This is a genomic window from Paraburkholderia sp. GAS206C, from assembly GCF_050435645.1.
GTDB classification, from domain to species: domain Bacteria; phylum Pseudomonadota; class Gammaproteobacteria; order Burkholderiales; family Burkholderiaceae; genus Paraburkholderia; species Paraburkholderia phenazinium_B.
The window spans coordinates 521802-546774 of sequence record NZ_JBNDKR010000001.1 but is presented as its reverse complement, the minus strand read 5'-3'; the positions used below and the strand labels follow the sequence as shown (position 1 = coordinate 546774).

The following is a 24973-nucleotide window of genomic DNA, read 5'->3' as shown; positions in this document are numbered from 1 at the left end:
TGAATATTTGAACTGAAGGGAATGACAGCACCATGACATCGAACGACACCGCTACGCCGGGCAAACAGCTCGAACGGGGCGCGGGCGTTGCCGTGTGGCGGCAGATCGAGCAGATCCTCGCGGCCGAGATCGCGGCCAGTGGTTTCGGCGCGGAAGGGCGCCTGCCGAGCGAAGGCGAGCTTGCCAAACGCTTTGACGTCAACCGTCACACGGTGCGTCGCGCCATGCTTGGGCTGGCGGCGCTCGGCCTCGTGAGTGTGGAGCAGGGGCGCGGCACGTTTGTGCAGCCCGGCGCGATCGACTATACGATTGGCCGCCGTACACGCTTCACCGAGAACCTGCGCCAGCAGCATCACGCGGCGGCCGGTGCCATGTTGTCGGCGGCCCGGGCGAAGGCCGAACCGAACGTCGCCAAGGCGCTCGGCTTGCGCGCCGGCGCGGCGGTCTACCGGATCGAGTCGATGCACGAGTCGGACGGCGTGCCGCTGACCTTCGCACGCAGCTGGTATCCGGCTGCGCGTTTCGCGGATCTGCCCGACGTGCTTGAACGCACCGGAGGCATCACGAAGGCGCTGGCCGAGTTCGGCGTAACCGACTATTTGCGTAAGTGGAGCCGCATCGGCAGCGTGCTGCCCGAGCCGGAAGTCGCGCGGCGGCTGAATATCAACCGGCAGCAGCCGGTGTTGTGGGTCGAGAACGTCGACGTCGACGTGGAAGGTACGCCGATCAAATATGGCGTGACGCATTTCGCGGCGGACCGCGTGCAACTGCTGGTGGAAAACGACGTATGAGCGACGCGGCGTGCAAGGCGAACGAAGCGTTCGAATGGTCTGGGCAGGCGCGTTTCGCGGTGTATTACGCGCCGTCGCGCGATTCCGCGTGGTGGCTGGCTGGTTCCGAATGGCTCGGCGGCGATGTGGAGAGCGGTGCTCCTTACACGCCGCCGCAACCGGCGGCGCTCACGCGCAGCGTCAGCGAGCTGACGAAAGCACCGCGCCGCTACGGCTGGCACGGCACGCTGGTCGCTCCCTTTCGGCTTGCTGACGGTGTCACGCCGCGTGGGGTACTTGACGATGCGCGTCGTTGGGCGCAACAGCAAAAGCCCTTTGTCTTGCCGGTGGAAGCCGCCACGCTTGGCGATTTTGTCGCGCTGCGGCCGGCTGAGCCCATGGGCGAAGCCAGCATGCGCGAGTTGGCCTCGAGCGCTCTGCGTACGCTCGACGGTTTGCGCGCCAAGCCTTCCGCTGCGGACCTGGCGCGCCGTCTCGCTACGCCGCTGACCGATCGCCAGCGCGATCTGCTCGTCGAATGGGGCTATCCATACGTGTTCGACGAGTTCCGTTTTCACATGACGTTGTCCAGTTCGCTCGAAGCCGCGCACGAACGCGCGGCGCTCGTCGCGTGGTGGCATGACAGGATTGCTGCGCTAGGTCCGCTGGTGGTCGACAGTGCGGCGCTGTTCGTCGAACCGGCGCCGGGCGAACCCTTCGTGCTATGGCAACGTCTGCCGTTTCAGACTGAGGGAGTGGAGCAACAGTGAATGGCCGTCTGATCTATGTGATGGGCCCGTCCGGCGCCGGCAAGGATTCGCTGCTGGGCTTCGCCCGCAAGCGTGTCGTAGGGGAGCCCATCCTGTTTGCGCATCGATACATTACGCGGGCCAGCGGCAACGGCGAGGATCACGTCGAGCTGACCCTGGAGGAGTTCGAAGTGCGCTCCGCCCTTGGTCTTTTTGCGCTCGAATGGTCGAGCCATGGGCTGCGTTACGGCATCGGCATCGAGCTCGACGCGTGGCTCGAGCAGGGTTGCACCGTGGTCATCAACGGTTCGCGCCAGCATCTGCAGCAAACGCTCGAGCGTTATCCATCGGTCGACGTGGTTCATATCGACGCTGCGCCTCACGTGCTTGAAGCACGTCTCGGCGCACGGGCACGCGAAAGCGCGCAACAGGTCGCGGCACGTCTCGCGCGGCGGGCACCGTTTTCCTTGCCGGATGGCGTGCACATGACCACGATCGACAACTCCGGCGCGCTCGAAGACGCCGGCCACGCCTTCGTCGAAGTAGTACGCGGCGCTGTCGCCTTCGGACTTTGATTTCCCAGCAAGGGCATACTATCGTCGTCGTCAGTTCGCCGTATTGATTGCGGCGCTAAAACCATTTGGAGTCCACGATGAGCGAAGCATCCCATCCCGCCGGCCAGTTCACTGAAGTCGAACATCTCGCGCCTGTTGCCGAGAGCCTGCGGGAAATCCGCCACCACATTCATCATCGTCCGGAGCTGGCCTACGAAGAGGTCGCGACGAGTGAGCTGGTGGCCGGCAAGCTCGAACAATGGGGCTGGCAGGTGACGCGTGGGGTGGGGCGCACGGGTGTGGTCGGCACGCTCAAGGCGGGCGACGGCAAGCGCAGCATCGGCATTCGCGCCGATATGGACGCGCTGCCGATCGTCGAAGAGACCGGCCTGCCGTACGCGAGCGGTAACCACGGCAAGATGCATGCGTGCGGCCATGACGGTCACACCACCATGCTGCTCGGCGCTGCGGAGCATCTCGCGAAGACGCGGCGGTTCTCGGGCACGGTACACGTATATTTCCAGCCGGCTGAAGAAAGCGGGATCGACAGCGGTGCGAAGAAGATGATCGAAGACGGTCTGTTCGAACGCTTTCCCTGCGATGCGGTGTTTGGCATGCACAACCATCCGGGCGCGGAACCGGGTGTATTGCTGTTTCGCAAGGGGCCGTTCATGTCTGCGGGCGACAAGCCCATCATCACCATTGAAGGCGTTGGCGGGCATGCCGCGCGTCCACACATGACGGTGGATCCCGTGGTCGTAGCGGCCAGCATCGTGATGGCCTTGCAGACCATCGTGGCGCGCAACGTCGACCCGTCACAGGCCGCCGTTGTAACGGTTGGCTCGATGCATGCGGGCACCGCAAACAACGTGATCTCAAGTACAGCCAGGCTGGAATTGAGCGTGCGTTCGTTTAATCCGGAAGTGCGCGCGCTGTTGAAAAAGCGCATCACTGAGCTGGCCGAGAGCCAGGCGGAAAGTTATGGCGCGAAGGCGGTGGTGGAGTACATCGAAGGCTATCCGGTGGTAGTAAATTCGGATACCGAAACGGATTTCGCCATTGAAGTGGCGCGCGAACTGGTGGGCGACGACAAGGTGGTCGCACAGACGGACATGCTGATGGGCAGCGAAGACTTTGCGTTCATGCTGCAAAAGCGGCCGGGCACGTTTCTGCGCATTGGCAACGGCGTGGGCGAGGACGGCTGTATGGTGCACAACCCGCACTACGATTTCAACGACCGCAACCTGACAGTGGGTGCGGCGTACTGGACGCGGCTCGTCGAGCGCTATCTGGGCCAGTGAGCGAGTCGTTGGATACCCTGACTTTAACGCTGCGGGACGCGGCAGATAGAGCGGTGGATAGGGTAGTGGACTGAGGCGAGCGCGGGTGAGAACACAGCGGGTGCGACCACCTACCCGCGCCGCGCCACTAGGTCCGACACGTTTTGCGCCGCCTGCTGCAGCGGCTCCAGAAAAGCCTTCACCATCTGCTTGGCGGAATTACGCTGTGCATTGCCGCTGATGTTCATCGCCGCGATCACGCGCCCTTGCCGGTTGCGGATCGGTGCGGACAACGAAATCAAGCCGCCTTCCAGTTCCTGATCGACGATCGCCCACCCCTGACGGCGCACCTGGGCGATGATCTTTTTCAACTCTTCCTTGTCGGTGACCGTGCGCGCCGTGTGAGCGTACAAAGGCGTGGAGCCGAGCGTGGCGTCGAGCGCTTGGTCGTCGAGCGCAGCCAGCAGCACGCGGCCCATGGACGTGCAATACGCCGGCAGGCGGCTGCCGATCGACAGGTTGATCGTCATGATCTTGTGGGTGGGCACGCGCAGCACATAGACGATCTCGGTGCGATCGAGCACCGCCGCCGAACAGCTTTCGTGGACCTGCGCCGAAAGCTCTTCCATCACCGGTTCGGCCAGATTCCAGAACGGCATCGACGTCAGATAGGCGAAGCCGAGGTCGAGAATCTTCGGCGTCAGGCGGAACAGGCGCCCCTCGGTTTCGACATAGCCGAGCGTCTGCAGCGTCAGCAGAATGCGTCGTGCTCCTGCTCGGGTGAGACCGGCCGCGGCAGCAACATCGGTTAGCGTCTGCTCCGGCCGTTCCGCGTTGAAGGCGCGAATCACCGCGAGACCGCGTGCGAACGACTGCACGTAGGAATCGCCCGGTCTGTCCGGAGCGTCCGCCGCGTCGGGGGCGCTGGACGGATCGGCAGGAGACGCTTGGGGGGCTTTGCTCATGGGCCTCTTCAGGAATGCATGGGGTAAAGGATGGGCACGCCGCTGGCCTGCGCAGCGAAGTTGGGCCAACGGTGCGTTGCCCGGCCGCGCGCAGGCGCAGAAAGCCGTGAAGATAGCTTATGCCCTGCGTTTCGCCAACCTCGCCGATTTTGTTTCCTGGCGGAGCTGAGCCGAATGCGGCGTATCGACGGGCGATTTGCACAAGGCGGATTATCGGGCGGGGCGGGTGATCCGCCCAGGGTTTTCGCGGATGCAGCCGATGGCATAAATTTGTATGATGACCCTATAACATGATCAATCGGGACTCGCATGTTCGAGAAGATTCCCGCCCGTGCCCTCAGCGACACGGTCGCGCAGCAACTGCTCAAGCAGATCGATAAAGGCACCTTCGCGCGCGGCGGCAAGCTTCCAACGGAAGCCGTGCTGGCCGGGCAGTTCGGTGTGAGCCGCACGGTGATTCGCGAAGCGATCTCGCGCCTGAAGAACGAAGGTGTGGTCGAGCCGCGTCAGGGCAGCGGGGTCTTCATCGCGGCACACGGCGCGATCCGGCCGTTGCGCATTGACTACGCGGAAGCGGTCGAGACCGGCTCGGTGTTGCAGATTCTCGCGTTGCGCCGGGCGATCGAAGCCGAGGTCGCCTCCGAAGCCGCGATGCGACGCAGCGACGCCGACATGATGTCGATTGACGCCGCGCTGGCGAAGATCGATGAGGCGGCGGCCGAGGGCCAGGACGGCGTTGCCGAGGACGTGGCCTTTCATCGCGCAATCGCCGTGGCCACCGGAAATCCCTATTTCCTCAAGACGCTCGCGTTTCTGAATCAATACCTGGAAGCTGGGACCGTCGTCACGCGCCGCAACGAGTCGTTGCGCGAAGACTTTTCGCGCCAGGTGCGCGATGAACACGCGGCGATTGTCGCCGCGATTCGCGCAGGCGATCCGATGGAAGCGCGCAACGCTGCCCGCACGCATATGTACAACGCAGCCCGCCGTCTGGCAGAGGCTGGCATTTGCTGAGCCTTGAGCCTTGAGCATTGATGCTCGAGACGCGAGCGCGCAGCGGTACATGCCGTTGGCGCGGCCACGTCGAACCATACGAATTTCACTCGGAGTAGAGCATGTCCAGAAACGTTGGAGTCATCGGCCTCGGTGCAATGGGATTGGGCGTCGCCCGCTCGTTGCTGCGGGCAGGTTTTCGGGTGCACGCGTGCGATCTGCGCAGTGCCGTGCTTGAGAGTTTCGCTGCGGACGGCGGCGTGGCCTGTGCAAACCCTGCTGAACTGGGGGCGCAGTGCGAGGTGGTGATCACGCTGGTGGTCAACGCGGCGCAAACCGACGCAGTGTTGTTCGGTGAGCGCGGCGCGGTGGCCAGCATGAAGCCTGGCAGCGTAGTAATTGCGAGCGCAACGGTTTCCCCTGACTTCGCCCTTGACCTCGGCAAGCGCGTCGAGGCCGCCGGTCTGCAGATGCTCGACGCGCCCGTCTCGGGCGGCGCAGCGCGAGCCGCGTCCGGTGAGATGACGATGATGACTTCGGGACCTGCTGCGGCCTACGCCGCCTGCGAAGACGTGCTAACGGGGATGGCCGGCAAGGTTTACCGGCTGGGTTCCGTGCATGGGCTTGGCTCGAAAGTGAAGATCATCAACCAGTTGCTCGCGGGGGTGCATATTGCTGCCGCCGCGGAAGCGATGGCGCTCGGCTTGCGCGAAGGCGTCGACGCCGACTCGCTGTACGACGTGATTACGCATAGCGCCGGCAATTCGTGGATGTTCGAAAACCGCGTGCCGCACATCCTCAAGGGCGATTACACGCCGCTCTCCGCGGTCGATATTTTCGTCAAGGATCTCGGTCTCGTGCTGGATACCGCGCGCCGTTCGAAATTTCCGCTGCCGCTCTCGGCTGCGGCACATCAGATGTTCATGATGGCTTCGTCGGCGGGGCACGGCGGCGAGGACGACTCGGCGGTGATCAAGATTTTCCCCGGCATCGACGTGCCGGCGGCGAAGTCGTAGCAGGAGCGCTGTCATGACGACTTTATCTTCGCAGCCGCTACTCGGCTGCATCGCCGACGATTTCACCGGCGCCACAGATCTCGCCAACATGCTGGTGCGCGGCGGCATGCGCACGGTTCAGAGTATCGGCGTGCCGAACTCCGATGAACCGGTGGAAGCCGATGCATTGGTGGTGGCGCTAAAGTCCCGCACGATCCCAGCCGCCGACGCGGTCGCGCAATCGCTCGCCGCGCTCGAGTGGTTGCGCGCGCAAGGTTGCCGGCAATTTTTCTTCAAGTACTGCTCGACATTCGATTCGACCGATGCGGGCAATATCGGTCCGGTGGCCGATGCGTTACTTGATGCCTTATCCGGCCCTGCCGGGCAATCGCACGGCGCCGCTGACGCTTTCACGATCGCCTGTCCGGCGTTTCCGGAGAACGGCCGCACGATTTTCCGCGGTCATCTCTTCGTCGGCGACGTGTTGCTCAACGAATCCGGCATGGAGAACCACCCGCTCACGCCCATGACCGATGCGAATCTGGTGCGCGTCCTGCGGCGGCAGACGGAGTCGAAAGTTGGCCTCGTTCGCTACGACAGTGTGGCGCAGGGTGTTGCGGCGGTACGCGAATCGTTTAACGCATTAAAGCGGGACGGCGTGCGCATGGCGATTACCGATGCGCTCTCCGATGCAGATCTGCATACACTCGGCGAAGCGTGCGCCGATCTCAAGCTGATCACGGGCGGTTCTGGCATTGCAATCGGGTTGCCGGCAAATTTCCGCCGCGCTGGTTTGCTTTCAAAGACCGCAGACGCAGGACAGTTGCCTTCAATCGAGGGTCTCTCGGTGGTGCTGGCGGGTAGCGCTTCGAAGGCGACCAACGCGCAAGTAGCGGCCTGGCGCGAAAGCCGTCCGGCCTTTCGGATCGATCCGCTGGCGGCTGCGCGCGGCGAGCCGGTGGTCGAACAGGCGCTTTCGTTTGCGCGCCAGCATTTCGCGGAAAAGCAACCGGTACTGATCTACGCGACTGCGACGCCCGATGAAGTGAAGGCTGTGCAGCGCGAACTCGGTGTCGAGCAGGCCGGACACCTGGTTGAAAGTACCTTGGCGTCGATCGCGCGCGGTTTGCATGAACTAGGCGTGCGCAAGTTTGTGGTGGCGGGTGGTGAAACTTCGGGGGCCGTGGTTCAGGCACTCGACGTGCACACGCTGCGCATCGGCGCGCAGATCGATCCAGGCGTACCGGCCACCGCGACCACGGGCGATGTGCCGCTGGCACTCGCACTCAAGTCCGGTAACTTCGGCGCTACCGATTTCTTTGCCAAGGCCTTGCGTCATCTCGACGGGGCGGCGTCATGACGTTAGGAATCCATAGCGGTGAAGAATCGAAGGTCCGCGAGGAAATCTGCGCCACCGGCGCAAGCCTGTATCAGCGCGGCTATACCGTGGGCACCGCCGGCAATATCAGCGCGCGTCTCGACGACGGCTGGCTGATCACGCCGACCGATGCCTGCCTCGGCCGGCTCGATCCTGCGGAGATTGCCAAGGTCGACCTGGCGGGCAATGCGGTTTCGGGCGGCAGACCTTCGAAGACGCTGGCCTTGCACCGCGGCATCTATGCCAGCAATGCGGAAACACGCGGCGTTATCCATACACATTCGACGCGCCTGGTGGCTTTGACGCTGGCGGGGGTGTGGAGCGAAGCCGACGTCCTGCCGCCGATCACGCCGTACTACGTCATGAAAGTCGGCCACATCCCGCTGATCCGCTACCGCCGTCCGGGTGACCCGCAGGTGGCCAAGCAGATTGCAGCGCTCGCCGGCACGGTACGCGGTGTGCTGCTGGAGCGGCTCGGGCCGGTGGTGTGGGAGCGCTCGGTGGCGCAGGCGTCCTATGCGCTGGAAGAGTTCGAGGAGACGGCGCGACTATGGCTGATGACTAACCCGCGCCCGGCACCGCTCGATGACGCAGCGCTTGAAGAGTTGCGTAGCGTATTCGGCGCGCGCTGGTAGCGCTCAGCGCGCGTCGTGCACGCCGGGTTCGGTGCGCCGCGCAAAATATTTACCTATCAGCGAAGCGCGTGGAGCGCTTCGCTGTTCCCCAGAAAAGGAGTTGCTGCAATGCCTCGCTTCGCTGCCAACCTGACCATGATGTACACCGAGCACGGTTTTCTCGACCGTTTTGCCGCCGCGGCGCAAGACGGCTTCAAGGCCGTGGAGTTTCTGTTTCCCTACGATTTTCCGGCCGAGGAACTCAAGCAACGCCTCGCCGATCACGGCCTGACTCAAGCGCTCTTCAACGCGCCGCCGGGCGACTGGGCGGGCGGCGAGCGTGGGATTGCATCGCTGCCGGGCCGCGAAGAAGAGTTTCGCCGCAGCTTCGATACCGCGCTCGACTACACCCGCCAGCTCGGCAATCGCTCGCTGCATGTGATGGCCGGCCTGATTGGGGCGGATCAATCGCGCGAACGGCATCGCGAGGTGTATCTGCAGAACCTGGCGTATGCCGCCAGGACTGCGCAGGCCGATGGGATCACGATCGTGATCGAGCCGATCAATACGCGCGATATCCCTGGCTTCTTTCTCAATCGTCAGGACGACGCACAATCGGTCTGCGCGGAAGTGGGCGCGCCCAACCTGAAGGTGCAGTTCGACTGCTATCACTGCCAGATCGTCGAGGGCGACCTTGCATTCAAGCTGAAACGCGATATGGCCGGCATCGGGCATATCCAGATTGCCGGTGTGCCTGAGCGGCACGAGCCGGATATCGGCGAACTGAATTATCCGTATCTGTTCGATCTGATCGACAAGCTCGGCTACGACGGCTGGGTCGGTTGCGAATATCGGCCGCGGGCAGGGACGTCGGAAGGCCTGGGGTGGCTCAGGAACTATCAGGGACGGCAGACATCATGAAAGTACTGATCACCGGCGGCGCGGGGTTTCTCGGTCAACGTCTCGCACGCGAACTGTTGGCGCGCGGCGAACTGAAGGGACCGGACGGCCAGCCGCAACCGATTACCGAACTCGTGCTGCTCGACGTCGTCGCCGCTAGCGGATTCAGCGACAGCCGGGTGCGCGCCGAAGTGGGCGATATCGCCGAGTCCGACGTGCTTGAGCGCGTGATCGACGAGCAGACTTCAGCCATCTTCCATCTGGCCGCGATTGTCAGTGGGCAGGCCGAGGCGGATTTCGATCTCGGCATGCGCATCAATCTCGATGCCTCGCGTCTGCTGCTGGAAACTTGCCGGTTGCGCGGGCATCGGCCGCGCGTCGTGTTCACGAGTTCGGTCGCCGTGTACGGTGGCGATATGCCGGACGTCGTGCGCAACGATACGGCGTTGAATCCGCAGTCCTCGTATGGCGCGCAGAAAGCGATTGCCGAGTTGCTGCTGAACGATTACACGCGGCGTGGCTTCGTCGACGGTCGGGTGTTGCGCCTGCCGACCATCAGCGTGCGCCCCGGCAAGCCGAATGCTGCGGCGTCGTCGTTTGCGAGCGGCATCATTCGCGAGCCGTTGAACGGCGAGGCGGCGATCTGCCCGGTGGCCGGCGGCACGCGCCTGTGGTTGCTTTCGCCGCGCAAAGCGATTGCCTGTCTGATCGCGGGGCTCGAAATCGACGCCGCCGCGCTCGGCAACCTTCGTACGGTGAATTTGCCGGGTATTTCGGTCAGTGTCGATGAGATGGTCGCCGCGCTGCGCGAAGTCGCAGGTGATGAGGTGGTCAAGCGCATCGAATGGCAGACGGACCCACGCATCGAGAAGATTGTCGGCAGTTGGCCAGGCCGGTGGGACACCGCGCGTGCGGAGCAGCTCGGCCTGAAAGGCGAGTCGAGCTTTGCAGATGTGATCCGCAGCTACATCGAGGATGAGCACATTCAGCCTCGTTGACAGGCGACAAAGCCTGATTCTTCCGATGTTTGTCTCCCGTTGGCAAACCAGCCGCACTTGACACGGTTTCCGCACCACGCCTATCATCAGGACTGAATGTTCGATATGCGATCCATTGTTCGTATATAGAACAATTCGGAGTCGGCCGACGCGGTTCGCTGCTATCCTGATTGGGCTAGTGAAGGGTTTGCGGCACGTCGCGTCGCGGCATAAGCTCCGAATGACCCTTCCGCTCGCTGCGACGGGTGGCCGCGAACGCGGTTCCACCCGCGCGACGCGCCAGCCGCGCCTGTTACGGCGAGGCAAGCGGTGCAAGTATTCAACTGGAGACATCACATGACTGAAGCTTTCCTGTGCGACGCGATTCGCACGCCGATTGGCCGCTATGCGGGTTCGTTGTCGTCGGTGCGTGCCGACGACCTAGGCGCTGTGCCGCTCAGGGCGCTGATGGAGCGCAACAAGGAAGTCGACTGGAACGCCATCGACGACGTGATCTACGGCTGCGCCAACCAGGCCGGCGAAGATAACCGCAACGTCGCGCGCATGTCACTGCTGCTGGCGGGTTTGCCGCAAGACGTACCGGGTTCCACCGTCAACCGGTTGTGCGGCTCGGGCATGGACGCCGTCGGCATCGCGGCGCGCGCGATCAAATCGGGCGAGGCGGCATTGATGGTGGCGGGCGGCGTCGAAAGCATGAGCCGTGCGCCGTTCGTGATGGGCAAGGCAACCAGCGCCTTCTCGCGCCAGGCCGATATCTTCGACACGACAATTGGCTGGCGTTTCGTCAATCCGCTAATGAAGCAGCTTTACGGTGTCGATTCGATGCCGGAGACCGGCGAAAACGTCGCAACCGACTACAAGGTGAGCCGTGCGGATCAGGACGCGTTTGCACTGCGCAGCCAGCAGAAGGCCGCGCGTGCGCAACGCGACGGCACGCTTGCGCAGGAAATCGTCTCGGTAACGATTGCGCAGAAGAAGGGCGATCCGCTGGTGGTGTCGCAGGATGAACATCCGCGGGAAACCAGTCTCGAAGCGCTTGCCAAATTGAAAGGCGTGGTACGTCCGGACGGCACCGTAACAGCGGGCAACGCCTCAGGCGTGAACGATGGCGCCGCGGCACTGCTGCTCGCGAACGAAGCGACGGCCAAGCGGTTCGGCCTGACACCGCGGGCACGTGTGCTTGGTATCGCGACCGCTGGCGTTGCACCGCGCGTGATGGGCATCGGCCCGGCGCCGGCCACGCAAAAACTGCTGGCCCGCCTGGGCATGACGATCGATCAGTTCGACGTGATCGAATTGAACGAGGCGTTCGCGTCGCAGGGGATCGCGGTATTGCGTACGCTGGGTGTCGCGGACGATGACGCTCGCGTGAATCCGAACGGCGGCGCGATTGCGCTTGGTCATCCGCTTGGCATGAGCGGCGCGCGGCTCGTGACCACGGCGATGTATCAACTGCAACGCACGCAGGGCCGTTTCGCCCTCTGCACGATGTGTATCGGCGTCGGTCAGGGCATTGCGATCGCGATCGAACGCGTCTGATTCTTTTAGTACGTTGTAGAAACCCCATTCGTTGGCGAATGGGGCTTTTGTTATTGCGGCCCGCATTCGTCCTGTCTTCGTGTCGAGTTGCATGGATAATTGTCGAGTTTTGTCGCGTGGTTCGAGTTGCGCAAAAACTATCGGCTATGCTGAGAGGTTACCAACAGCCTCGCAGCGGCTGAAACTCCGTCAGCGCCGGACAATTTACTCATGCCTTTCCGTATCCTGCTCGTTGAAGACGATATCCGCCTGTCCGCGTTAGTGGCGGGCTATCTGCGCAAGCACGACTATGAAGTGGAGGTCGTGCTGCACGGCAACGAAGCGGTGCCCGCCATTCTCAAACGGCAGCCGGACCTGCTGATCCTCGACGTCAACCTGCCGGGCAAGGACGGTTTCCAGATCTGCCGCGAGGCGCGCGAGCAGTTCAACGGCGTGATTATCATGGTGACCGCGCGCGACGAACAGTTCGACGAAGTATTGGGCCTCGAATTCGGCGCAGACGATTATGTCCACAAGCCGGTCGAACCGCGCGTCCTGCTCGCTCGCATCAAGGCGCAGTTGCGCCGCGTTTCGGGGCGCGCCACGGAAATCTCCGGCCAGCCGGAGCGCTTTACGTTCGGCAAGTTCGAGATCAACCGGGCTGCCCGGATGGTGACGCTGCCCGACGGCACGCGGCCCGATCTGACCTCGGCGGAATTCGACCTGCTGTGGGCGCTAGTAAGTTGTGCAGGCGAAGTGGTGAGCCGCGACGACCTGATGCGGCAATTGAGAGGCATCGAGTTCGACGGCCTCGATCGCTCCATCGACGGCGGCATTTCCAAGCTGCGCCGCAAGCTGCATGACGATTCCGGCACGCCGCAGTGTATCAAGACGGTGCGCGGCAAGGGCTATCAGTTCAGCAAGGTGGCATGGGAGTAACTTGGCAACCGGGTTGCAAATAGCCTCGGAAGAGCCCCGGACTTGCCTTTGAATAGCCGACAAAACTCCACATAGACCTGTTTCAAATCGACAGTCGCGCGCGCGTTGCGTAGCTAGTATCGCAAGCTTGTTCATTTACGAGCTGCGTCATGTCCGCCCGCGTCTTACCTCTTTCCAGACACGCTGTATTGATGATCCATGGCCTGGGCGGGACGCGGCACGACTTCGGCTCACTCGATCGCAAGTTCGAGCAGATCGGCTGCGATGTGTATCTGCCGTCGTTGCCGGGACACGGTTCGCGTCCCGATCAGTTGAGCGGCGTCAGCCTGCGCGACTACATGCAGTTGCTTAGCCGCACGTATCGCGATCTGATCACGCGCTATGAACGTGTCGACGTGGCGGGCATCTCGATGGGCGCCTTGCTCGCGGTGATGCTGAGCGCCCGTGAGCGGATGACGCACGGCCGCCTGATCCTGCTGTCGCCGCCGCTCTTCCTCGACGGATGGGGCGGTTCGCGCCTGCGTCCGCTGCGTTACCTGATGTATTGCGTGCCGGGACTGCGTCATCTGATTCGCGTGCCGGAGGGTGAGCCGTTCGGCATCAAGAACGATCGTATCCGCAACCTGATTCGTCGCGCGCTGAAAAAAGGCAGTGGCGTGCACTATCCGTACGTGCCGCTCGCAGCGATTGCTCAGGTGGACTGGATGCGTTTTGCAGTCAGACGCGCGCTCCCGCAGGTGGCCTGTGAAACGCTGGTGATGCACTCGGAAGAGGACGAAGTGACGAGCATCCGTTCTGCGGAATTCGTCTGCGAACACCTCGGTAGCCGCGATGTCACGCTCGTGCGCCTGACCGACAGCTATCACATGATCACACTCGACAACGAGCGCGATACCGTTGCCGACCACACGCTTGCCTTCCTGCAGCGTCCCGCTATGCTAACGTGAGCCGCGCGCACGCCAGAGGAACGGATGGACTGGACGGCCTCCTGCGGCCGGCGCACCTTCTTTCCCGACGTTCGTGATCATGAATCCTGCCGCACCTAAACTCTCTGCTTTCCGCTATTGCAAATGGCGCTGGCTGAATTTTCGCCGCTCGTGGACGGATACGCGTGCCGACCGCATGCCGAGCTGGTCGCGGCTTTATCTGCGTGCCTATCTTCGTTTGCTGGGGCTCTCGCTGGTGGTGGCTGCGATTCCGTTGCTCGGCCTGTCGTTCGAGCTGACCGCCGCGGTCGTATGGCGCGGCTTCGTGGCGTTGCCGGGTGGCATCGTGCCGGTCCTGGTCGTGGTGTTCGGGGTGCCGGCCGTGGTGGCGTATCGCTGGATGCGTCCGGTGTGGGTCGATCTGGTGATGGTCCGCGAACGTGCGATCGATTTCACCGGCGGTCGCTTCAACACCCGGGCACGGGAGTCCTTTAGCACGATCATCGGCCCGCTGGCGCGCACGCTCAACGCGCTTGCCGAACGGATGGAACGGCTGATCGCCGCGCAGCGCGAACTGACCAATGGCATCTCGCACGAACTGCGCACGCCGCTTGCACGGGTGCGTTTTGCATTGGAGGTGTTGCGCGAACCGGGCTCCGCCACCGAGTACGAAAGCGCGCTGGCAAGCATCGATCAGGACGTCACTGAACTGGACGAACTGATCGACATGAGCCTCACCTACGCGAGGCTCGAATACAGCTCGCTGCAGTCGAATCTCGAACCAACCGTGCTCGCCTTATGGTTCGACAGTCAGATCAACGACGCGGCCTTGCCTTACACCGATAATGAAATCGTCCCGCGCGTCGAGATCGACGCGGCGCTGCGTGTAGTGATGGACAAACGCCTGATGTCGTACGCGATGCGCAATCTGCTGCGCAACGCCAGCAAATATGCGCGCAGCCAGATTCTGGTCGGACTGGCTGTGCGGCACGGCAATGTAGAGATCTTTGTCGAAGACGACGGCGCTGGTGTGCCGGAAAGCGAGCGCGAGCGCATCTTCGACGCCTTCGTGCGGCTCGATCGCCACACCGGCGGATACGGTCTGGGGCTTGCGATCACGCAACAGGTCTTGCGCGCGCACAAAGGCCGCATTGCGGTGACGGACCCATTGACGCTGCCAGGCGCGCGTTTCGAAATCAGTTGGCCGGTGGGTACGGCGCAAGCTGCCGCTTAACGGCCACCGGACTATTACCGTTCGCTTTCTTCTTTATACCTATCAATACGTGTGGCCGAGCTGGATGTAGAAGTTGTTGCGCCCACCCGGTGCGAATGCCACACCCAGATAGATCGGTCCAAACGCCGTAGTCGCGCTGGTAAAGAACGTGACGCTGCGTTTTAGCGGTCCTCCGCCGTATTGAATCTCGCCGTCCCACACGTTGCCCGCTTCGAGGCTCATGCCTGCGAATAACGCATGGAATGGCGATGCGGTGAACGTCGTAAGCTCGTTCATGTACGTGACCTGGCCGTACAGCATCGAGTTGCCAGCCAGTTGATCGGCGGCATACGCGGACAGATGCTGGAAGCCGCCGAGCGTGAAGCCGAACGGATTGACCGGGTTGACGTTCTGGAAGTCCTTGCCGGCCTCGATGCTGGCGTTGAGGCTGTTGCGCCCATAGCTCGCGGCCACCAACGCTTTGCCGTAGGCCTCGGTAAAGCTGTTCTGCGATTGCGCGAAAAGCGAACGTTCGCCGCGCAGTTCCAGGTAATAGCCCTTGCGCGCGAAGAGCGGGTCGTCGAGCTGGTCGATCACGAGACGCGCGCGTGCCGTAAACTCGCGGCCGTAGATGTCGGGATACGCCAGCGTGAGATTATTATTCTCATCGTAGTACTGCAGATTGTATTGCGGCGACGCGAAGCCGTGTGCGTACGCAACGCCCAGCCGGAAATCACCGAGGTTCGCAAGCGGCAGGCCGAAGTCGAGACCCGCGCGTTCAGTCTGCTGCTGGTATTGAGTGAGCTTGATGTAAGGGTCGTCCTGATAGATATTCGCGTAGCTGCGCTGAAACTCCACATACGGCGCGACGTAATAGCCAAACGAATCCGAGAGCGGTTGCCGCAGCTCGGCATGCAACGCGAGCATATCGCTGCCCACCGTGCCGTCGATCAACCCCTCCAGTCCCGACGATGTCAGCCACGGCCGACGGTATCCCATATGCAGGCGGAAGCCGCCGACGTCCGAAGAACTCGCCGACAGGCCGAGGCCGAACAGCAGGAAGTTGGGTCCCCACGATTTGTCGTGGGCATCGATCACGAGCGTGTTTTCGTCACCGTCGCTGACCAGTTGCTGTGTCACGCTTTCGAAATCGCCCGCCGTAGTGAGGGCCAGCAGGTCCTGGTTGAGCGCCTTGGGATCGTAGACGTCGCCGGCATGGACGTGCAGCGCTTCGACGATGCGCCGCTCGGGGATCGGGCCATGCGACTTGACGACGATGCGCGTGATCCGCACCGGCTTCACGACAGGCGTCATATGCGCGGCACGCCACGCCGCGTAATCTTGCGGCGACAGGGCGAGATGCTGCAGCTTCGGTAGTGCTGCGCGAGCAGCGGCTTCGCCGGCTGCGATTGCTTGCGGGGCGTTGGCGAAGTCAGTGAAGCTAAGCGATCCGAGGGATGGCGTGATCAGTACGTCATCCGCATCGAGCTGTTTGCGTTGTTGCGCGACGTTCTGATGAATCAGGATGCCTATCATCTGCTGCATGACGTCGGCGGGCGAGGCGAGCGCGTCGAGCGAACGCAGCGGCGACCCGATATCGACCGCGATCACCACTTGCGCGCCCATGTCGCGTGCGGTTTCGATGGGCAGGTTGCTGACAATGCCACCGTCGACCAGCGTGCGGCCGTCCACCACCGTCGGCGCGAACAGGCCCGGCAGGGCGATGCTGGCGCGGATGGCTTGCGGCAGCGAGCCCTTCTCGAGCACGACCTTCTCGCCTGTTTGCAGATCCGTGGCGATGGCGCGGAACGGAATCGGCAACTGGTTGAATGAGTTATTGGCCGACACCGCCGAGGTCCAGTCCTGCAGCAACGCCTGCAAACGATTGCCTTGCACGAGGCCGGGCGCCAGCCTGAAGCCGTTAGCGTTGAAGCCTAAAGCGGGGCTGCCTGCGTAGAGCTCCTCGTCTTCGCGTTGCGACTGGGGCAGGTCGGCGCGCTCGACCACATCGAAAGCGATGTCGGCCAGGTTCACCTGGCCGAGGCGGTTTTGCATTTCCTGCGCGGTCATCCCGCTCGCGTACAGGCCGCCGACCACCGAGCCCATGCTGGTGGCGGCGATACAGTCAACCGGAATGCGATTCTCTTCCAGTACCTTTAGCACCCCCAGGTGGGCGTAGCCGCGCGCGCCGCCGCCGGACAGCACAAGGCCGACGGCGGGGCGGCCAGTTGGGCCGCCGTCAGGCGTGCAGGCGGTGTCCGCCGCGCGGGCGGACTTCACGAAGGAGGTAAGGGCGAGCGCCAGCAGTGTGGCGGCGCAAAGCAGTCGGGTGGGGGCATGGCAGAGCCTTGTATATGCCTTCGTTAGTGGTTTTTTTGGGCTCGCCAACGCTGGGATCATGCGCTTCACAACTGTAGGAAAAACCGAGAGATTACATGGTTTTACAGTCGAGTACTGAGGTTCCTGCGGGGGGCGGCGCGCCGGGCGCGCGTTTTTCGTTGTTTCCGCCGTCGAAGCGCTGAATCCAGGGAGCAGCGATTGTCTCCGCTTACTGCGCGGCGGACATCGCCAGTTCGCCTGAATAGCGGGAAGTGAAGAAGAATAGTTGGTTATACGAAGCAGTATTTGAAGCCATAAATTTGTTTGACATTGTTTTAACGATTGTTGTCTTGCAATGCTTTTTAACATTGGTCATTATTCTGACCATAACTAACGCTGTTGACGTTTTAGCTTGCCCGGTCTCCCTGAGGCTTGCACGGCGAAAAGTTGCCGGTGCGAACCGTTTAGGTAGGAATACAGATTAAATAGAACGATCGTACGATGAAGCTTGTAGCATGGCAACAACTCGGGGATGGTGAAATATGGAAAGGCTCGATGACCTCCTCCTGTTTGCTGAGGTGGTTCAGAAAGCAGGGTTCGCGGCCGCTGCGCGCAGTCTCGGCATGCAGCGTTCCAAGGTGAGCCGCCGCGTGGCAGAACTGGAGCAACGCATGGGTGTGCGTCTGCTCCAGCGCAACACGCGTTGCATATCTCTGACCACCGCCGGCGAACAGATCTATGGTCACGCGCGCAAGCTTGCCGATGAGGCGCGGGCAGCCTTTAGCGTCGCTGCGGAAATGAATGGCGAACCGCGCGGCGTACTGCGCATCACTGCTCCGGCCACGTTTTCGGCAGCGGCCTTGATGCCGGTGATCGCCGAATTTTGCCGCCTGTACCCACAAGTCGACCTGCTGATCGACACCCGCAACTGGGTGCCCGATCTGGTAGCAGAAGGTTTCGACCTCGGGTTTTGTGCGCAGACCGGGCCGCTTGCCGACTCGAGCCTGGTAGCCCGGACCATTGGCGACGTTCCTATGATCATGGCCATCAGCCCGGCCCTGCTGGAGCAGTCCGGGCAACTATCGCATCCCGACCAGTTAGCCGGATTCAGACTGTTCGCGCGTGCAGCTCAGGCTGGCGTGAAAACGCTCCGGTTCCTTCATCCGAAGCATGGCGGGCACGCCATCGAATACACGCCGCACGTGATGACGGGAAGCGTCGCGGTCTTGCAGGCTGGAGTCGTCGCAGGGATTGGGGCGGCCTGTATGCCGCGCCATTTGTGTGAAGATGCGCTGCGTGCGAACCGGCTGGTCGACGCGTTCAAGGTTCAGGCCGGGTGGCAACCGGAACCCGCAACCATGTATGCGATGCTGCCTGCGCGCCGTGGCGCGACCGTATCGACACGTCTGTTTCTGGAGTTTGCCCTTCCCAAACTCGCACTGGCTTTGCGCAACGAACTGGATTCCGTGACCCAAGTCGTGGCGTAACCGGTACACCGCTCCCCCACCGCGCCACCTGGTTTTGCCCCTCTCAAGGCAGCTACAATGCCCTCTGAAATCAGTCGTCCGCTTGCCATGCCGCAGTAAAACGGGTCTGGCCGACTCTCCGGGAATAAAAGCGACGTACCGGCAGTCTGCTAGTTATCGGTTACGGATAGGGGTTACCGCAGGGATTTCACAATGGCCGATCCAATCATCGCCAAGCGGTTCGAGGCGCTGCTATTGCCTCATATGAATTCGGCCTTCAACGTTGCGCGTTGGCTGACCCGTAACGATCAGGACGCCCAGGACGTGGTCCAGGAGGCGTATCTGCGGGCTTTCCGCTATTTCGGCGGATTCCGCGGCGATGACGCGCGTGCCTGGTTATTGAGCATCGTACGTAACACCTTTTACACGTGGCACCAGCAGAACCGGGATCATGCAGCGGACACCACGGAATTCGAGGAAGAGATGCACAGCCTCGAAGAAAGCAGCGGGGCCGGACGGGACGACAGTCCCGAAGCGGCGCTGATTCGCAGCCAGAGCCAGAAGCGGGTGCACCAGGCGCTGCGCAGCTTGCGTCTGGAATTCCGGGAGGTAGTCGTGCTGCGGGAGCTTGAGGAATTGTCATACAAGGAAATCGCCGCCATCGTGGGTATCCCGATGGGAACCGTGATGTCTCGCCTCGGGCGCGGCCGACAGCAGCTTGCGGCGCTGCTCGCACCGACAGATCAGGAGGCGTGATGGATCACGAACAGGCGTTTGAATTACTGCCGGGCTATATCGACGAGGAACTGAGTTTGTCCGAGGCGCTCGAGTTCGAGCGTCATCTGGCCAGTTGCGAGTTGTGCACGCAGGCCTATGAGCAGCAGCGTCAGGTCAGCGCGCGGCTACGGGAATCGGACATGCGAATGGACGCACCACCGGAACTGGTGCGCCGCATCCAGGCTTCGCTGCCGGTGCGCCGCTCCGTATGGCAACGGCTGGGCGAACGCTTCGGCGGGCGTGGTGTTTTCGGCGGTGCATTCGGCGTTGCGGGAGGCGGCAATGGTGGCGTCAGGACGCTTGGCTGGGCGCCGCTCGGTGCGATGGTGGTGAGTCTGGTCGCATTGACGTGGAGTGCCGGGCTGTACTACACCATGCCGTCCGGCGATACGCGTCTGACCGAAGAACTGGTGGACAGCCATGTCCGCTCGCTGCAGTTCGATCATCTTTATGATGTGATCTCGACCGATCGGCACACCGTCAAACCGTGGTTCGACGGCAAGATCGACTTTGCGCCACCGGTGGTGGACCTCGCGCAGCAGGGGTATCCGCTGGTGGGCGGCCGGCTCGATTATCTGAACGGACGCTCGGTCGCTGTGATGGTCTATCGCTACAAGTTGCACCCGATCAATCTGTATGTCTGGCCGGGTAACGATGCGGGCGCGACACCGCATATCTACGAGCGGCAGGGCTATCACCTCGCGCACTGGAGTGCCGCGGGAATGAACTACTGGGCCGTTACCGATGCGGGCGACGCCGAACTCAACGGTTTCATTACCGATCTGCGCGCACATTCCGCTTCCTGACGAGGCCGCTAAAAAAATAGTGGCGAGTCGTGGAATAAGACGTACCCCGCTGCAGTCTCCTCATTGAATCCAGTCAGGACGACCGTCGGATGATCCGGCGGTTCGTCTCCTGAACTTTAATCGTGAGGTGACCATGTCATTAGATCTTCCATCCGATCCGTCGCGCCGTGGCGCGTTGAAGTGCCTGGCCTTCGGGGGCGTGGGTACGCTGTTTGTACTGGCTGGCGGTATCCTGACGCCCGTTGAGCTCGCGCTTGCCGCCAGTACCAAGGATTCCTCAGCGGTTTCCGGCGTGCCGCTATTCCTGCAGATCAGCGACACGCATATCGGCTTCAACAAGGAAGCCAATCCGGACGTAGCGGGCACGCTCAAGCAGACCATCGAGTTCGTCAATGCCATGCCGGTCAAGCCGGCGCTGACGATCCACACGGGCGACATCACGCATCTTTCGAAGCCGGAGCAGTTCGACCTCGCGGCCCAGTTGATGTCAGGTCTGAATATCACCGAGTTGCATACGGTGCCCGGCGAGCATGACGTGACGGACGGACCGGGCACCGAATACTTCAAGCGCTTTGGCCAGGCCTCCGACAACAAAGGCTATTACAGCTTTGACCATAACGGCGTGCATTTCATCGCTCTCGTCAACGTGATGCACTTCAAGCCGAACGGTCTCGGAGGACTCGGGGACGACCAGCTTGCCTGGCTCGAAAACGACCTGAAGGGGCGTTCTTCCAGCACGCCGATCGTCGTGTTCGCGCATATGCCGCTGTGGACGATCTATGAGCCGTGGGGCTGGGGAACCGGCGATGCCGGGCAGGCCATGAGTTATCTGAAGCGATTCGGCTCGGTCACAGTGCTGAATGGTCATATCCACCAGATCGTGTCGAAGGTGGAGGGGAACATTACTTTCCATACCGCGCGCTCGACAGCTTACCCGCAACCTACCGCGGGTGAGGGGCCCGGACCCATGCCTTTGACCGTGGCGAGTGATCAGCTTCCGCACATGCTGGGCGTGACGAGCATCAAGATCACGCATCATCCGCTCAAGGCTAGCCTCGACGACGCCACGCTTGTCTAAACCCATCGACCGATACTGATATCAAGGACGAAATCATGATAAGGAATACTATTCAAGTATCACTGGCTGTGTTGCTCGGGGCGATCCTGCTACTGGCTGTGTCCGCCGGATTTTCTGCCACTCAAGCGGAGGAGTCGAATGCCGTGGTGATCAAGAACTTCATGTTCTCGCCGATGGCGCTCACCATCAAGACCGGCACGACGGTAACCTGGAAAAATCTCGACGGCGAACCGCACACCGTGGTCAACGATGCCGGGCTGTTCCGCTCCGCCGCGCTCGATCAGAACGACACCTACCAGTTCAAGTTCGATAAGCCCGGGGTGTATCAGATCTTTTGCGGCATACACCCCAACATGAAGGCGACCATTACTGTTCAGTAAGCACGGGCCAGCGGTGCTGTGACGCGCCGCGGCTCGGCTTCAAACCTTCCACATCGGATATTTCCTTAGAATCCCTCTTTACCCTTCAGCACTGGTCAAAAAGCGTCGATAACACAGAGATGCGGCGGAACCGGGAGCGATGGTGAAAACATCGCGCGGTCCGCCGCGGTTTCGATCGCCAACGTCGTTGCGGTAAGGGATGCTGGCGCTCAAGCCAATAGTCCAGCCGGGCAAAGCAGGGAAAGCACAGTGGAATTACGACACCTGAAGTACTTTATGGCGGTCGCTGAAAACCAGAGTTTCCGTATGGCCGCCGAGCGTATTAACATCACGCAGCCGGCGATTACCCGTCAGATTCACGACCTGGAGGAACTGCTGGGCGCGCGACTGTTCGACCGGACGCCGCAGGGTGTCAGGCTCACGGCGGCGGGCGAGCTATTTTTACCCGAAGTTCGCAAGTCGCTCGGCATCCTCGAATCGGCGGCGCGTGCAGTCAAACTCGTTGCTTCGGGATTGCGAGGCACTTTGCGGCTTGGGGTCGTCGAGAATGCGAGCTGGGACGGTTTCGTGCCGGACGCGTTTAATCGCTTTCAGCGCGAAGCACCGGAGGTGAGCCTCCATGTAGCACCGCTCAATACGCCGGAGCAGGTAGACGAGATCCTCGCCGGTACGCTCGACGGCGGCTTCATCTACTCCTATGGGGAGCTTCCTCGTGAACTGCGGCTGGTGCAGCTCGCCGTCAATGACGTGGTGGCCGCGGTTCCCCGAAGCTGGAATCTTCCGGATAACCAGGCAATCTCGGCACGAGACCTGAACGGTCGACCGATGATCTGCTTTCCCCGACAAACCTATCCCTCGTATTACGACAGACTGCTCGGTGCCTGCGACGATCTTGATCTAACGTTGAACGTGGTGCAGGAAGTACCGACCGAAGCCGCGATTCTTTCGCTGGTGTCAGCAGGCATCGGCGCGGCAATTGTCAATTCAGCGAATCTGGGGCGTCCGCCGGCGCGCACGCAGTTTCTGCGCTTCACCGATCTATCAATCCGGATGCCACTGGCGTTCGCCTATATCGACACGAACCCGAACGCTGCATTGCAGCGCCTGCTACGCGTGTTTGACGCGACTCTGCAGGCTGGCGAAAGCGATTAGGTCCGTTGACTATAAAAAACGCCATGTAAAGCCGCTGCCGGCGTGCGTCACCTCACCTGCCGATGTGCCGGAAAAATGCGGGGTGAACACCGTAGCGCCCGTGTCGGCTGCCCGCTCCAACACCCACTCGCGCGATGCGTTCGCGCGTGACTTGTCGGCGCAGAACATCGAACTCCAGGCGGGTCGGTAGACCTGGATTGCGTGATGCCATACGTCGCCGCTAAAGAGCGCGTGCGCACCTGCCGATTCAAGCTCGATCGACATATGTCCCGCGCTGTGCCCTGGAGTCGAACAAAAGCGGATGCCGGGCAGATATTCTCCACCCTCCGGGCCAATCTCCTCTGCGAGTCCCGCCTCGATTACCGGCAATACGCTGTCATCGAAAACCATCCGCCGGCTTGCGCCAGCTGCCGTGTCGAAGTGTTGGCGCTCTGCGCTCGAGAACACGTAGCGCGCGTTCGGAAAGGTCGGTACCCAGCGGCCATCATTGAGCCGAGTGTTCCAGCCGACGTGGTCCACATGCAGGTGGGTAAGAAGTACGAAATCGACTTCATCGGGTGTGACGCCAGCGCGCGCCAGCCGCTCGAGGTAAGGCGTATTCAGTTGATGAAAGAGGGCGCTAAACGGACGGTTTTTGTGATTGCCGCTGGCGGTGTCGATCAGAATGACTTTGCCGCCTAACCGAACTACCCATGTATTGACGCTCAGAATGAAGTGTTCCGCCGTAGCGTCAATGTGCCCGTCTTTGAGCCACGTACCATGCTCCTCGATCACCGCAGGGTCGAAATCGGCGAATAGCGTTTGGGCCTTGAAAGGAAAGCTTTGCTCGAGGACGCGGGTAATCGTCGCATCGCCAACGCGGTAGATCTTCGATGGTTCATCCATGCCGTGCCTCCGTGCGGGATTCAATAGGGTTGCAGAGCATCGCAAACGCACCGGCGAGCGCGATGACGACAATCGTCAGCATTCCCGCCTGCATGCCGCCAGTCAATGTTTTAACGTAACCGATGATGATCGGGCTGGCGAAGCCGCCAAGCGCGCCGCAGATGTTGATGAAGGCAATGCCTCCCGCCGCCGCTGCGCTGCCCAGGTAGCCCGCTGGCAGTGCCCAAAGTACCGTATATGAAGCCCAAAGCATGGCAGTGGAGAGTGTGATGGCAGGTAACGCTATTCCGAGTTGATGCGGATACAAACCCGCGACGGCAAGGGCGACGGCTCCCACGATGCTGGCAATGGCGCTATGGCGGCGGCGCTCGTTACGACGATCGGAACTGCGGCACAGCCATCCCATCGCCGCAATCGCGGCGACGTAGGGAATGGACGACCACAGGCCGATCTCCGTCGTGCTGGCAACACCGGCGGTCTTCAGAATGGTCGGTAACCAGAAGCTCACCGTATAGATTCCGGCGATCACGCAAAAGTTGCTGAACGCGAGTGCGAGTACCTTGGGATCGGCTACAACGCTTCGCAGCGAGAGATGCCGTGCTTCGCTCGCCGCACGCCTGATGCGTTGCGCAGCGAGATCGGCGTCGAGCAGTGCTTTCTCCTGATCGGACAACCAGCGTGCCTGCTGCGGGCGATCATCGAGAAAGAAAAACGCCACCACACCCAGTATGCAACAAGGCAGACCTTCGACGATGAACATCCATTGCCAGCCTGCGAGGCCACCGGCACCTGCCAGCGACGTCATGGCCCAACTCGACAAGGGGCCGCCAATCACACCGCCAATCGGACCGGCCCACATCACGACGGCCATCGCACGTGCGGTACGCGTTGGCGCGTACCAGTACGTCAGATACAGCACCATCCCAGGCGCGAAACCGGCCTCGAAGACACCAAGCAGGAAGCGTAGCGCGTAAAACGCGTGGACGTCGCGCACCAACAGCATCGACGCGGAGGTCAGCCCCCACAGCACCATGATGCGCGATAACGTCTTGCGTGCGCCGATCTTCGGCAGAAGCAGATTGCTCGGAATTTCGAATAGCACGTAGCCGATGAAGAAGATGCCCGCAGCGACCCCGTAAGCGGCATCGGAAAACGCGAGCTGATTCTGCATCTGCAACTTCGCAAAGCCGATATTGATGCGATCGAGATATGCGAGCATGTAGCACAGCGTCAGAAACGGCAGCAGACGCCATGTGATCTTGCGATAGAGTGCATCGCGCCCGTCGGCGATAGTGGCTACAGGGATTGCGGACATGGC

Annotated in this window: 24 protein-coding genes; 20 read left to right on the top strand and 4 right to left on the bottom strand. The window is 61.8% G+C overall.

The genetic code is table 11. The features are described 5' to 3' along the window. Positions 1 to 32 precede the first annotated feature (32 nt). The 4 genes from phnF to P3T20_RS02530 all read left to right on the top strand — a co-directional run bounded on the left by phnF (position 33) and on the right by P3T20_RS02530 (position 3374). A complete protein-coding gene (gene phnF / locus P3T20_RS02545; RefSeq protein WP_074269076.1) occupies positions 33 to 791 on the top strand; it encodes a phosphonate metabolism transcriptional regulator PhnF in 759 nt (252 codons plus the stop codon). Next, on the top strand, positions 788 to 1540 hold the full coding sequence (locus P3T20_RS02540; RefSeq protein WP_429285957.1) for a DUF1045 domain-containing protein: 753 nt from the start codon (positions 788 to 790) through the stop codon (positions 1538 to 1540). Before phnF ends, P3T20_RS02540 begins: the two co-directional genes overlap by 4 nt. After that, complete coding sequence (gene phnN / locus P3T20_RS02535) at positions 1537 to 2094, top strand: phosphonate metabolism protein/1,5-bisphosphokinase (PRPP-forming) PhnN (protein WP_429285956.1); 558 nt, start codon at positions 1537 to 1539, stop codon at positions 2092 to 2094. Before P3T20_RS02540 ends, phnN begins: the two co-directional genes overlap by 4 nt. Before the next feature lie 77 nt (positions 2095 to 2171). Next, on the top strand, positions 2172 to 3374 hold the full coding sequence (locus P3T20_RS02530; RefSeq protein ID WP_429285955.1) for a M20 aminoacylase family protein: 1203 nt from the start codon (positions 2172 to 2174) through the stop codon (positions 3372 to 3374). Positions 3375 to 3484: 110 nt separating this feature from the next. Here P3T20_RS02530 and P3T20_RS02525 read toward each other — a convergent pair whose 3' ends face one another. Further along, positions 3485 to 4318, bottom strand: a complete 834-nt coding sequence (locus P3T20_RS02525; protein ID WP_074269072.1) for an IclR family transcriptional regulator — start codon at positions 4316 to 4318, stop codon at positions 3485 to 3487. A 309-nt stretch (positions 4319 to 4627) separates the two neighbouring features. Between P3T20_RS02525 and P3T20_RS02520 the strand changes: the two genes are divergently transcribed. The 10 genes from P3T20_RS02520 to P3T20_RS02475 all read left to right on the top strand — a co-directional run bounded on the left by P3T20_RS02520 (position 4628) and on the right by P3T20_RS02475 (position 14813). Beyond that, the gene (locus tag P3T20_RS02520; protein WP_074269071.1) at positions 4628 to 5332 is read left to right on the top strand and encodes a FadR/GntR family transcriptional regulator; all 705 of its coding nucleotides are present in this window, start codon (positions 4628 to 4630) and stop codon (positions 5330 to 5332) included. 101 nt (positions 5333 to 5433) lie between these two features. Further along, entirely contained in the window at positions 5434 to 6327 is an 894-nt protein-coding gene (gene ltnD, locus P3T20_RS02515) for an L-threonate dehydrogenase (protein ID WP_429285954.1), read from the top strand. 13 nt (positions 6328 to 6340) lie between these two features. Further along, on the top strand, positions 6341 to 7666 hold the full coding sequence (gene otnK, locus P3T20_RS02510) for a 3-oxo-tetronate kinase (RefSeq protein WP_429285953.1): 1326 nt from the start codon (positions 6341 to 6343) through the stop codon (positions 7664 to 7666). Then, entirely contained in the window at positions 7663 to 8319 is a 657-nt protein-coding gene (locus P3T20_RS02505) for an aldolase (RefSeq protein ID WP_429285952.1), read from the top strand. Before otnK ends, P3T20_RS02505 begins: the two co-directional genes overlap by 4 nt. Before the next feature lie 108 nt (positions 8320 to 8427). Further along, positions 8428 to 9219 (top strand): 2-oxo-tetronate isomerase, encoded by a 792-nt coding sequence (gene otnI / locus P3T20_RS02500; RefSeq protein ID WP_429285951.1) that lies wholly within the window; start codon positions 8428 to 8430, stop codon positions 9217 to 9219. Continuing rightward, a complete protein-coding gene (gene denD, locus P3T20_RS02495) occupies positions 9216 to 10196 on the top strand; it encodes a D-erythronate dehydrogenase (protein WP_074269066.1) in 981 nt (326 codons plus the stop codon). Before otnI ends, denD begins: the two co-directional genes overlap by 4 nt. Before the next feature lie 336 nt (positions 10197 to 10532). Continuing rightward, positions 10533 to 11735 (top strand): 3-oxoadipyl-CoA thiolase, encoded by a 1203-nt coding sequence (pcaF, locus tag P3T20_RS02490; protein ID WP_429285950.1) that lies wholly within the window; start codon positions 10533 to 10535, stop codon positions 11733 to 11735. Positions 11736 to 11945: 210 nt separating this feature from the next. After that, positions 11946 to 12653, top strand: a complete 708-nt coding sequence (locus P3T20_RS02485; protein WP_429285949.1) for a response regulator — start codon at positions 11946 to 11948, stop codon at positions 12651 to 12653. Positions 12654 to 12802: 149 nt separating this feature from the next. Continuing rightward, positions 12803 to 13600 (top strand): alpha/beta hydrolase, encoded by a 798-nt coding sequence (locus P3T20_RS02480; RefSeq protein WP_429285948.1) that lies wholly within the window; start codon positions 12803 to 12805, stop codon positions 13598 to 13600. Between the two features lie 79 nt (positions 13601 to 13679). Continuing rightward, the gene (locus P3T20_RS02475) at positions 13680 to 14813 is read left to right on the top strand and encodes an ATP-binding protein (RefSeq protein ID WP_429285947.1); all 1134 of its coding nucleotides are present in this window, start codon (positions 13680 to 13682) and stop codon (positions 14811 to 14813) included. A gap of 42 nt (positions 14814 to 14855) precedes the next feature. Here P3T20_RS02475 and P3T20_RS02470 read toward each other — a convergent pair whose 3' ends face one another. Beyond that, on the bottom strand, positions 14856 to 17192 hold the full coding sequence (locus P3T20_RS02470) for a patatin-like phospholipase family protein (protein ID WP_083611753.1): 2337 nt from the start codon (positions 17190 to 17192) through the stop codon (positions 14856 to 14858). A 461-nt stretch (positions 17193 to 17653) separates the two neighbouring features. On the opposite strand from P3T20_RS02470, the gene P3T20_RS02465 reads away from it, so the two are divergent. From P3T20_RS02465 to P3T20_RS02440, 6 genes are all read left to right on the top strand, one after another. Then, positions 17654 to 18598 (top strand): LysR substrate-binding domain-containing protein, encoded by a 945-nt coding sequence (locus P3T20_RS02465; protein WP_074269060.1) that lies wholly within the window; start codon positions 17654 to 17656, stop codon positions 18596 to 18598. Positions 18599 to 18790: 192 nt separating this feature from the next. After that, a complete protein-coding gene (locus tag P3T20_RS02460; protein ID WP_074269059.1) occupies positions 18791 to 19333 on the top strand; it encodes a sigma-70 family RNA polymerase sigma factor in 543 nt (180 codons plus the stop codon). Then, positions 19333 to 20160 (top strand): anti-sigma factor family protein, encoded by an 828-nt coding sequence (locus P3T20_RS02455; protein WP_074269058.1) that lies wholly within the window; start codon positions 19333 to 19335, stop codon positions 20158 to 20160. Before P3T20_RS02460 ends, P3T20_RS02455 begins: the two co-directional genes overlap by 1 nt. A gap of 133 nt (positions 20161 to 20293) precedes the next feature. Next, positions 20294 to 21238, top strand: coding sequence for a metallophosphoesterase family protein (locus P3T20_RS02450; RefSeq protein ID WP_074269057.1), 945 nt, complete (start codon positions 20294 to 20296; stop codon positions 21236 to 21238). Positions 21239 to 21273: 35 nt separating this feature from the next. Further along, on the top strand, positions 21274 to 21618 hold the full coding sequence (locus P3T20_RS02445; protein WP_074269056.1) for a cupredoxin domain-containing protein: 345 nt from the start codon (positions 21274 to 21276) through the stop codon (positions 21616 to 21618). 249 nt (positions 21619 to 21867) lie between these two features. Further along, positions 21868 to 22770, top strand: a complete 903-nt coding sequence (locus tag P3T20_RS02440; RefSeq protein WP_074269055.1) for a LysR family transcriptional regulator — start codon at positions 21868 to 21870, stop codon at positions 22768 to 22770. 9 nt (positions 22771 to 22779) lie between these two features. On the opposite strand, the gene P3T20_RS02435 is transcribed toward P3T20_RS02440, so the two are convergent. Together P3T20_RS02435 and P3T20_RS02430 are read right to left on the bottom strand one after the other, a co-directional pair. Then, positions 22780 to 23655, bottom strand: a complete 876-nt coding sequence (locus P3T20_RS02435) for an MBL fold metallo-hydrolase (RefSeq protein WP_074269054.1) — start codon at positions 23653 to 23655, stop codon at positions 22780 to 22782. Then, positions 23648 to 24970 carry an MFS transporter gene (locus P3T20_RS02430; protein WP_074269053.1) on the bottom strand — a complete coding sequence of 441 codons (1323 nt, stop codon included), beginning with the start codon at positions 24968 to 24970 and terminating at the stop codon, positions 23648 to 23650. The genes P3T20_RS02435 and P3T20_RS02430 overlap by 8 nt, the downstream gene beginning before the upstream one ends. Positions 24971 to 24973 lie beyond the last annotated feature (3 nt).

What these genes read in the sequence shown, in the direction of transcription:
- phnF (WP_074269076.1), top strand. Translation starts at nt 33, where the DNA reads ATGACATCGAACGACACCGCTACGCCGGGCAAACAGCTCGAACGGGGC.
- P3T20_RS02540 (WP_429285957.1), top strand. Translation starts at nt 788, where the DNA reads ATGAGCGACGCGGCGTGCAAGGCGAACGAAGCGTTCGAATGGTCTGGG.
- P3T20_RS02530 (WP_429285955.1), top strand. Translation starts at nt 2,172, where the DNA reads ATGAGCGAAGCATCCCATCCCGCCGGCCAGTTCACTGAAGTCGAACAT.
- P3T20_RS02525 (WP_074269072.1), bottom strand. Translation starts at nt 4,318, where the DNA reads ATGAGCAAAGCCCCCCAAGCGTCTCCTGCCGATCCGTCCAGCGCCCCC.
- P3T20_RS02520 (WP_074269071.1), top strand. Translation starts at nt 4,628, where the DNA reads ATGTTCGAGAAGATTCCCGCCCGTGCCCTCAGCGACACGGTCGCGCAG.
- ltnD (WP_429285954.1), top strand. Translation starts at nt 5,434, where the DNA reads ATGTCCAGAAACGTTGGAGTCATCGGCCTCGGTGCAATGGGATTGGGC.
- otnK (WP_429285953.1), top strand. Translation starts at nt 6,341, where the DNA reads ATGACGACTTTATCTTCGCAGCCGCTACTCGGCTGCATCGCCGACGAT.
- P3T20_RS02505 (WP_429285952.1), top strand. Translation starts at nt 7,663, where the DNA reads ATGACGTTAGGAATCCATAGCGGTGAAGAATCGAAGGTCCGCGAGGAA.
- otnI (WP_429285951.1), top strand. Translation starts at nt 8,428, where the DNA reads ATGCCTCGCTTCGCTGCCAACCTGACCATGATGTACACCGAGCACGGT.
- denD (WP_074269066.1), top strand. Translation starts at nt 9,216, where the DNA reads ATGAAAGTACTGATCACCGGCGGCGCGGGGTTTCTCGGTCAACGTCTC.
- pcaF (WP_429285950.1), top strand. Translation starts at nt 10,533, where the DNA reads ATGACTGAAGCTTTCCTGTGCGACGCGATTCGCACGCCGATTGGCCGC.
- P3T20_RS02485 (WP_429285949.1), top strand. Translation starts at nt 11,946, where the DNA reads ATGCCTTTCCGTATCCTGCTCGTTGAAGACGATATCCGCCTGTCCGCG.
- P3T20_RS02480 (WP_429285948.1), top strand. Translation starts at nt 12,803, where the DNA reads ATGTCCGCCCGCGTCTTACCTCTTTCCAGACACGCTGTATTGATGATC.
- P3T20_RS02475 (WP_429285947.1), top strand. Translation starts at nt 13,680, where the DNA reads ATGAATCCTGCCGCACCTAAACTCTCTGCTTTCCGCTATTGCAAATGG.
- P3T20_RS02470 (WP_083611753.1), bottom strand. Translation starts at nt 17,192, where the DNA reads ATGATCCCAGCGTTGGCGAGCCCAAAAAAACCACTAACGAAGGCATAT.
- P3T20_RS02465 (WP_074269060.1), top strand. Translation starts at nt 17,654, where the DNA reads ATGGAAAGGCTCGATGACCTCCTCCTGTTTGCTGAGGTGGTTCAGAAA.
- P3T20_RS02460 (WP_074269059.1), top strand. Translation starts at nt 18,791, where the DNA reads ATGGCCGATCCAATCATCGCCAAGCGGTTCGAGGCGCTGCTATTGCCT.
- P3T20_RS02455 (WP_074269058.1), top strand. Translation starts at nt 19,333, where the DNA reads ATGGATCACGAACAGGCGTTTGAATTACTGCCGGGCTATATCGACGAG.
- P3T20_RS02450 (WP_074269057.1), top strand. Translation starts at nt 20,294, where the DNA reads ATGTCATTAGATCTTCCATCCGATCCGTCGCGCCGTGGCGCGTTGAAG.
- P3T20_RS02445 (WP_074269056.1), top strand. Translation starts at nt 21,274, where the DNA reads ATGATAAGGAATACTATTCAAGTATCACTGGCTGTGTTGCTCGGGGCG.
- P3T20_RS02435 (WP_074269054.1), bottom strand. Translation starts at nt 23,655, where the DNA reads ATGGATGAACCATCGAAGATCTACCGCGTTGGCGATGCGACGATTACC.
- P3T20_RS02430 (WP_074269053.1), bottom strand. Translation starts at nt 24,970, where the DNA reads ATGTCCGCAATCCCTGTAGCCACTATCGCCGACGGGCGCGATGCACTC.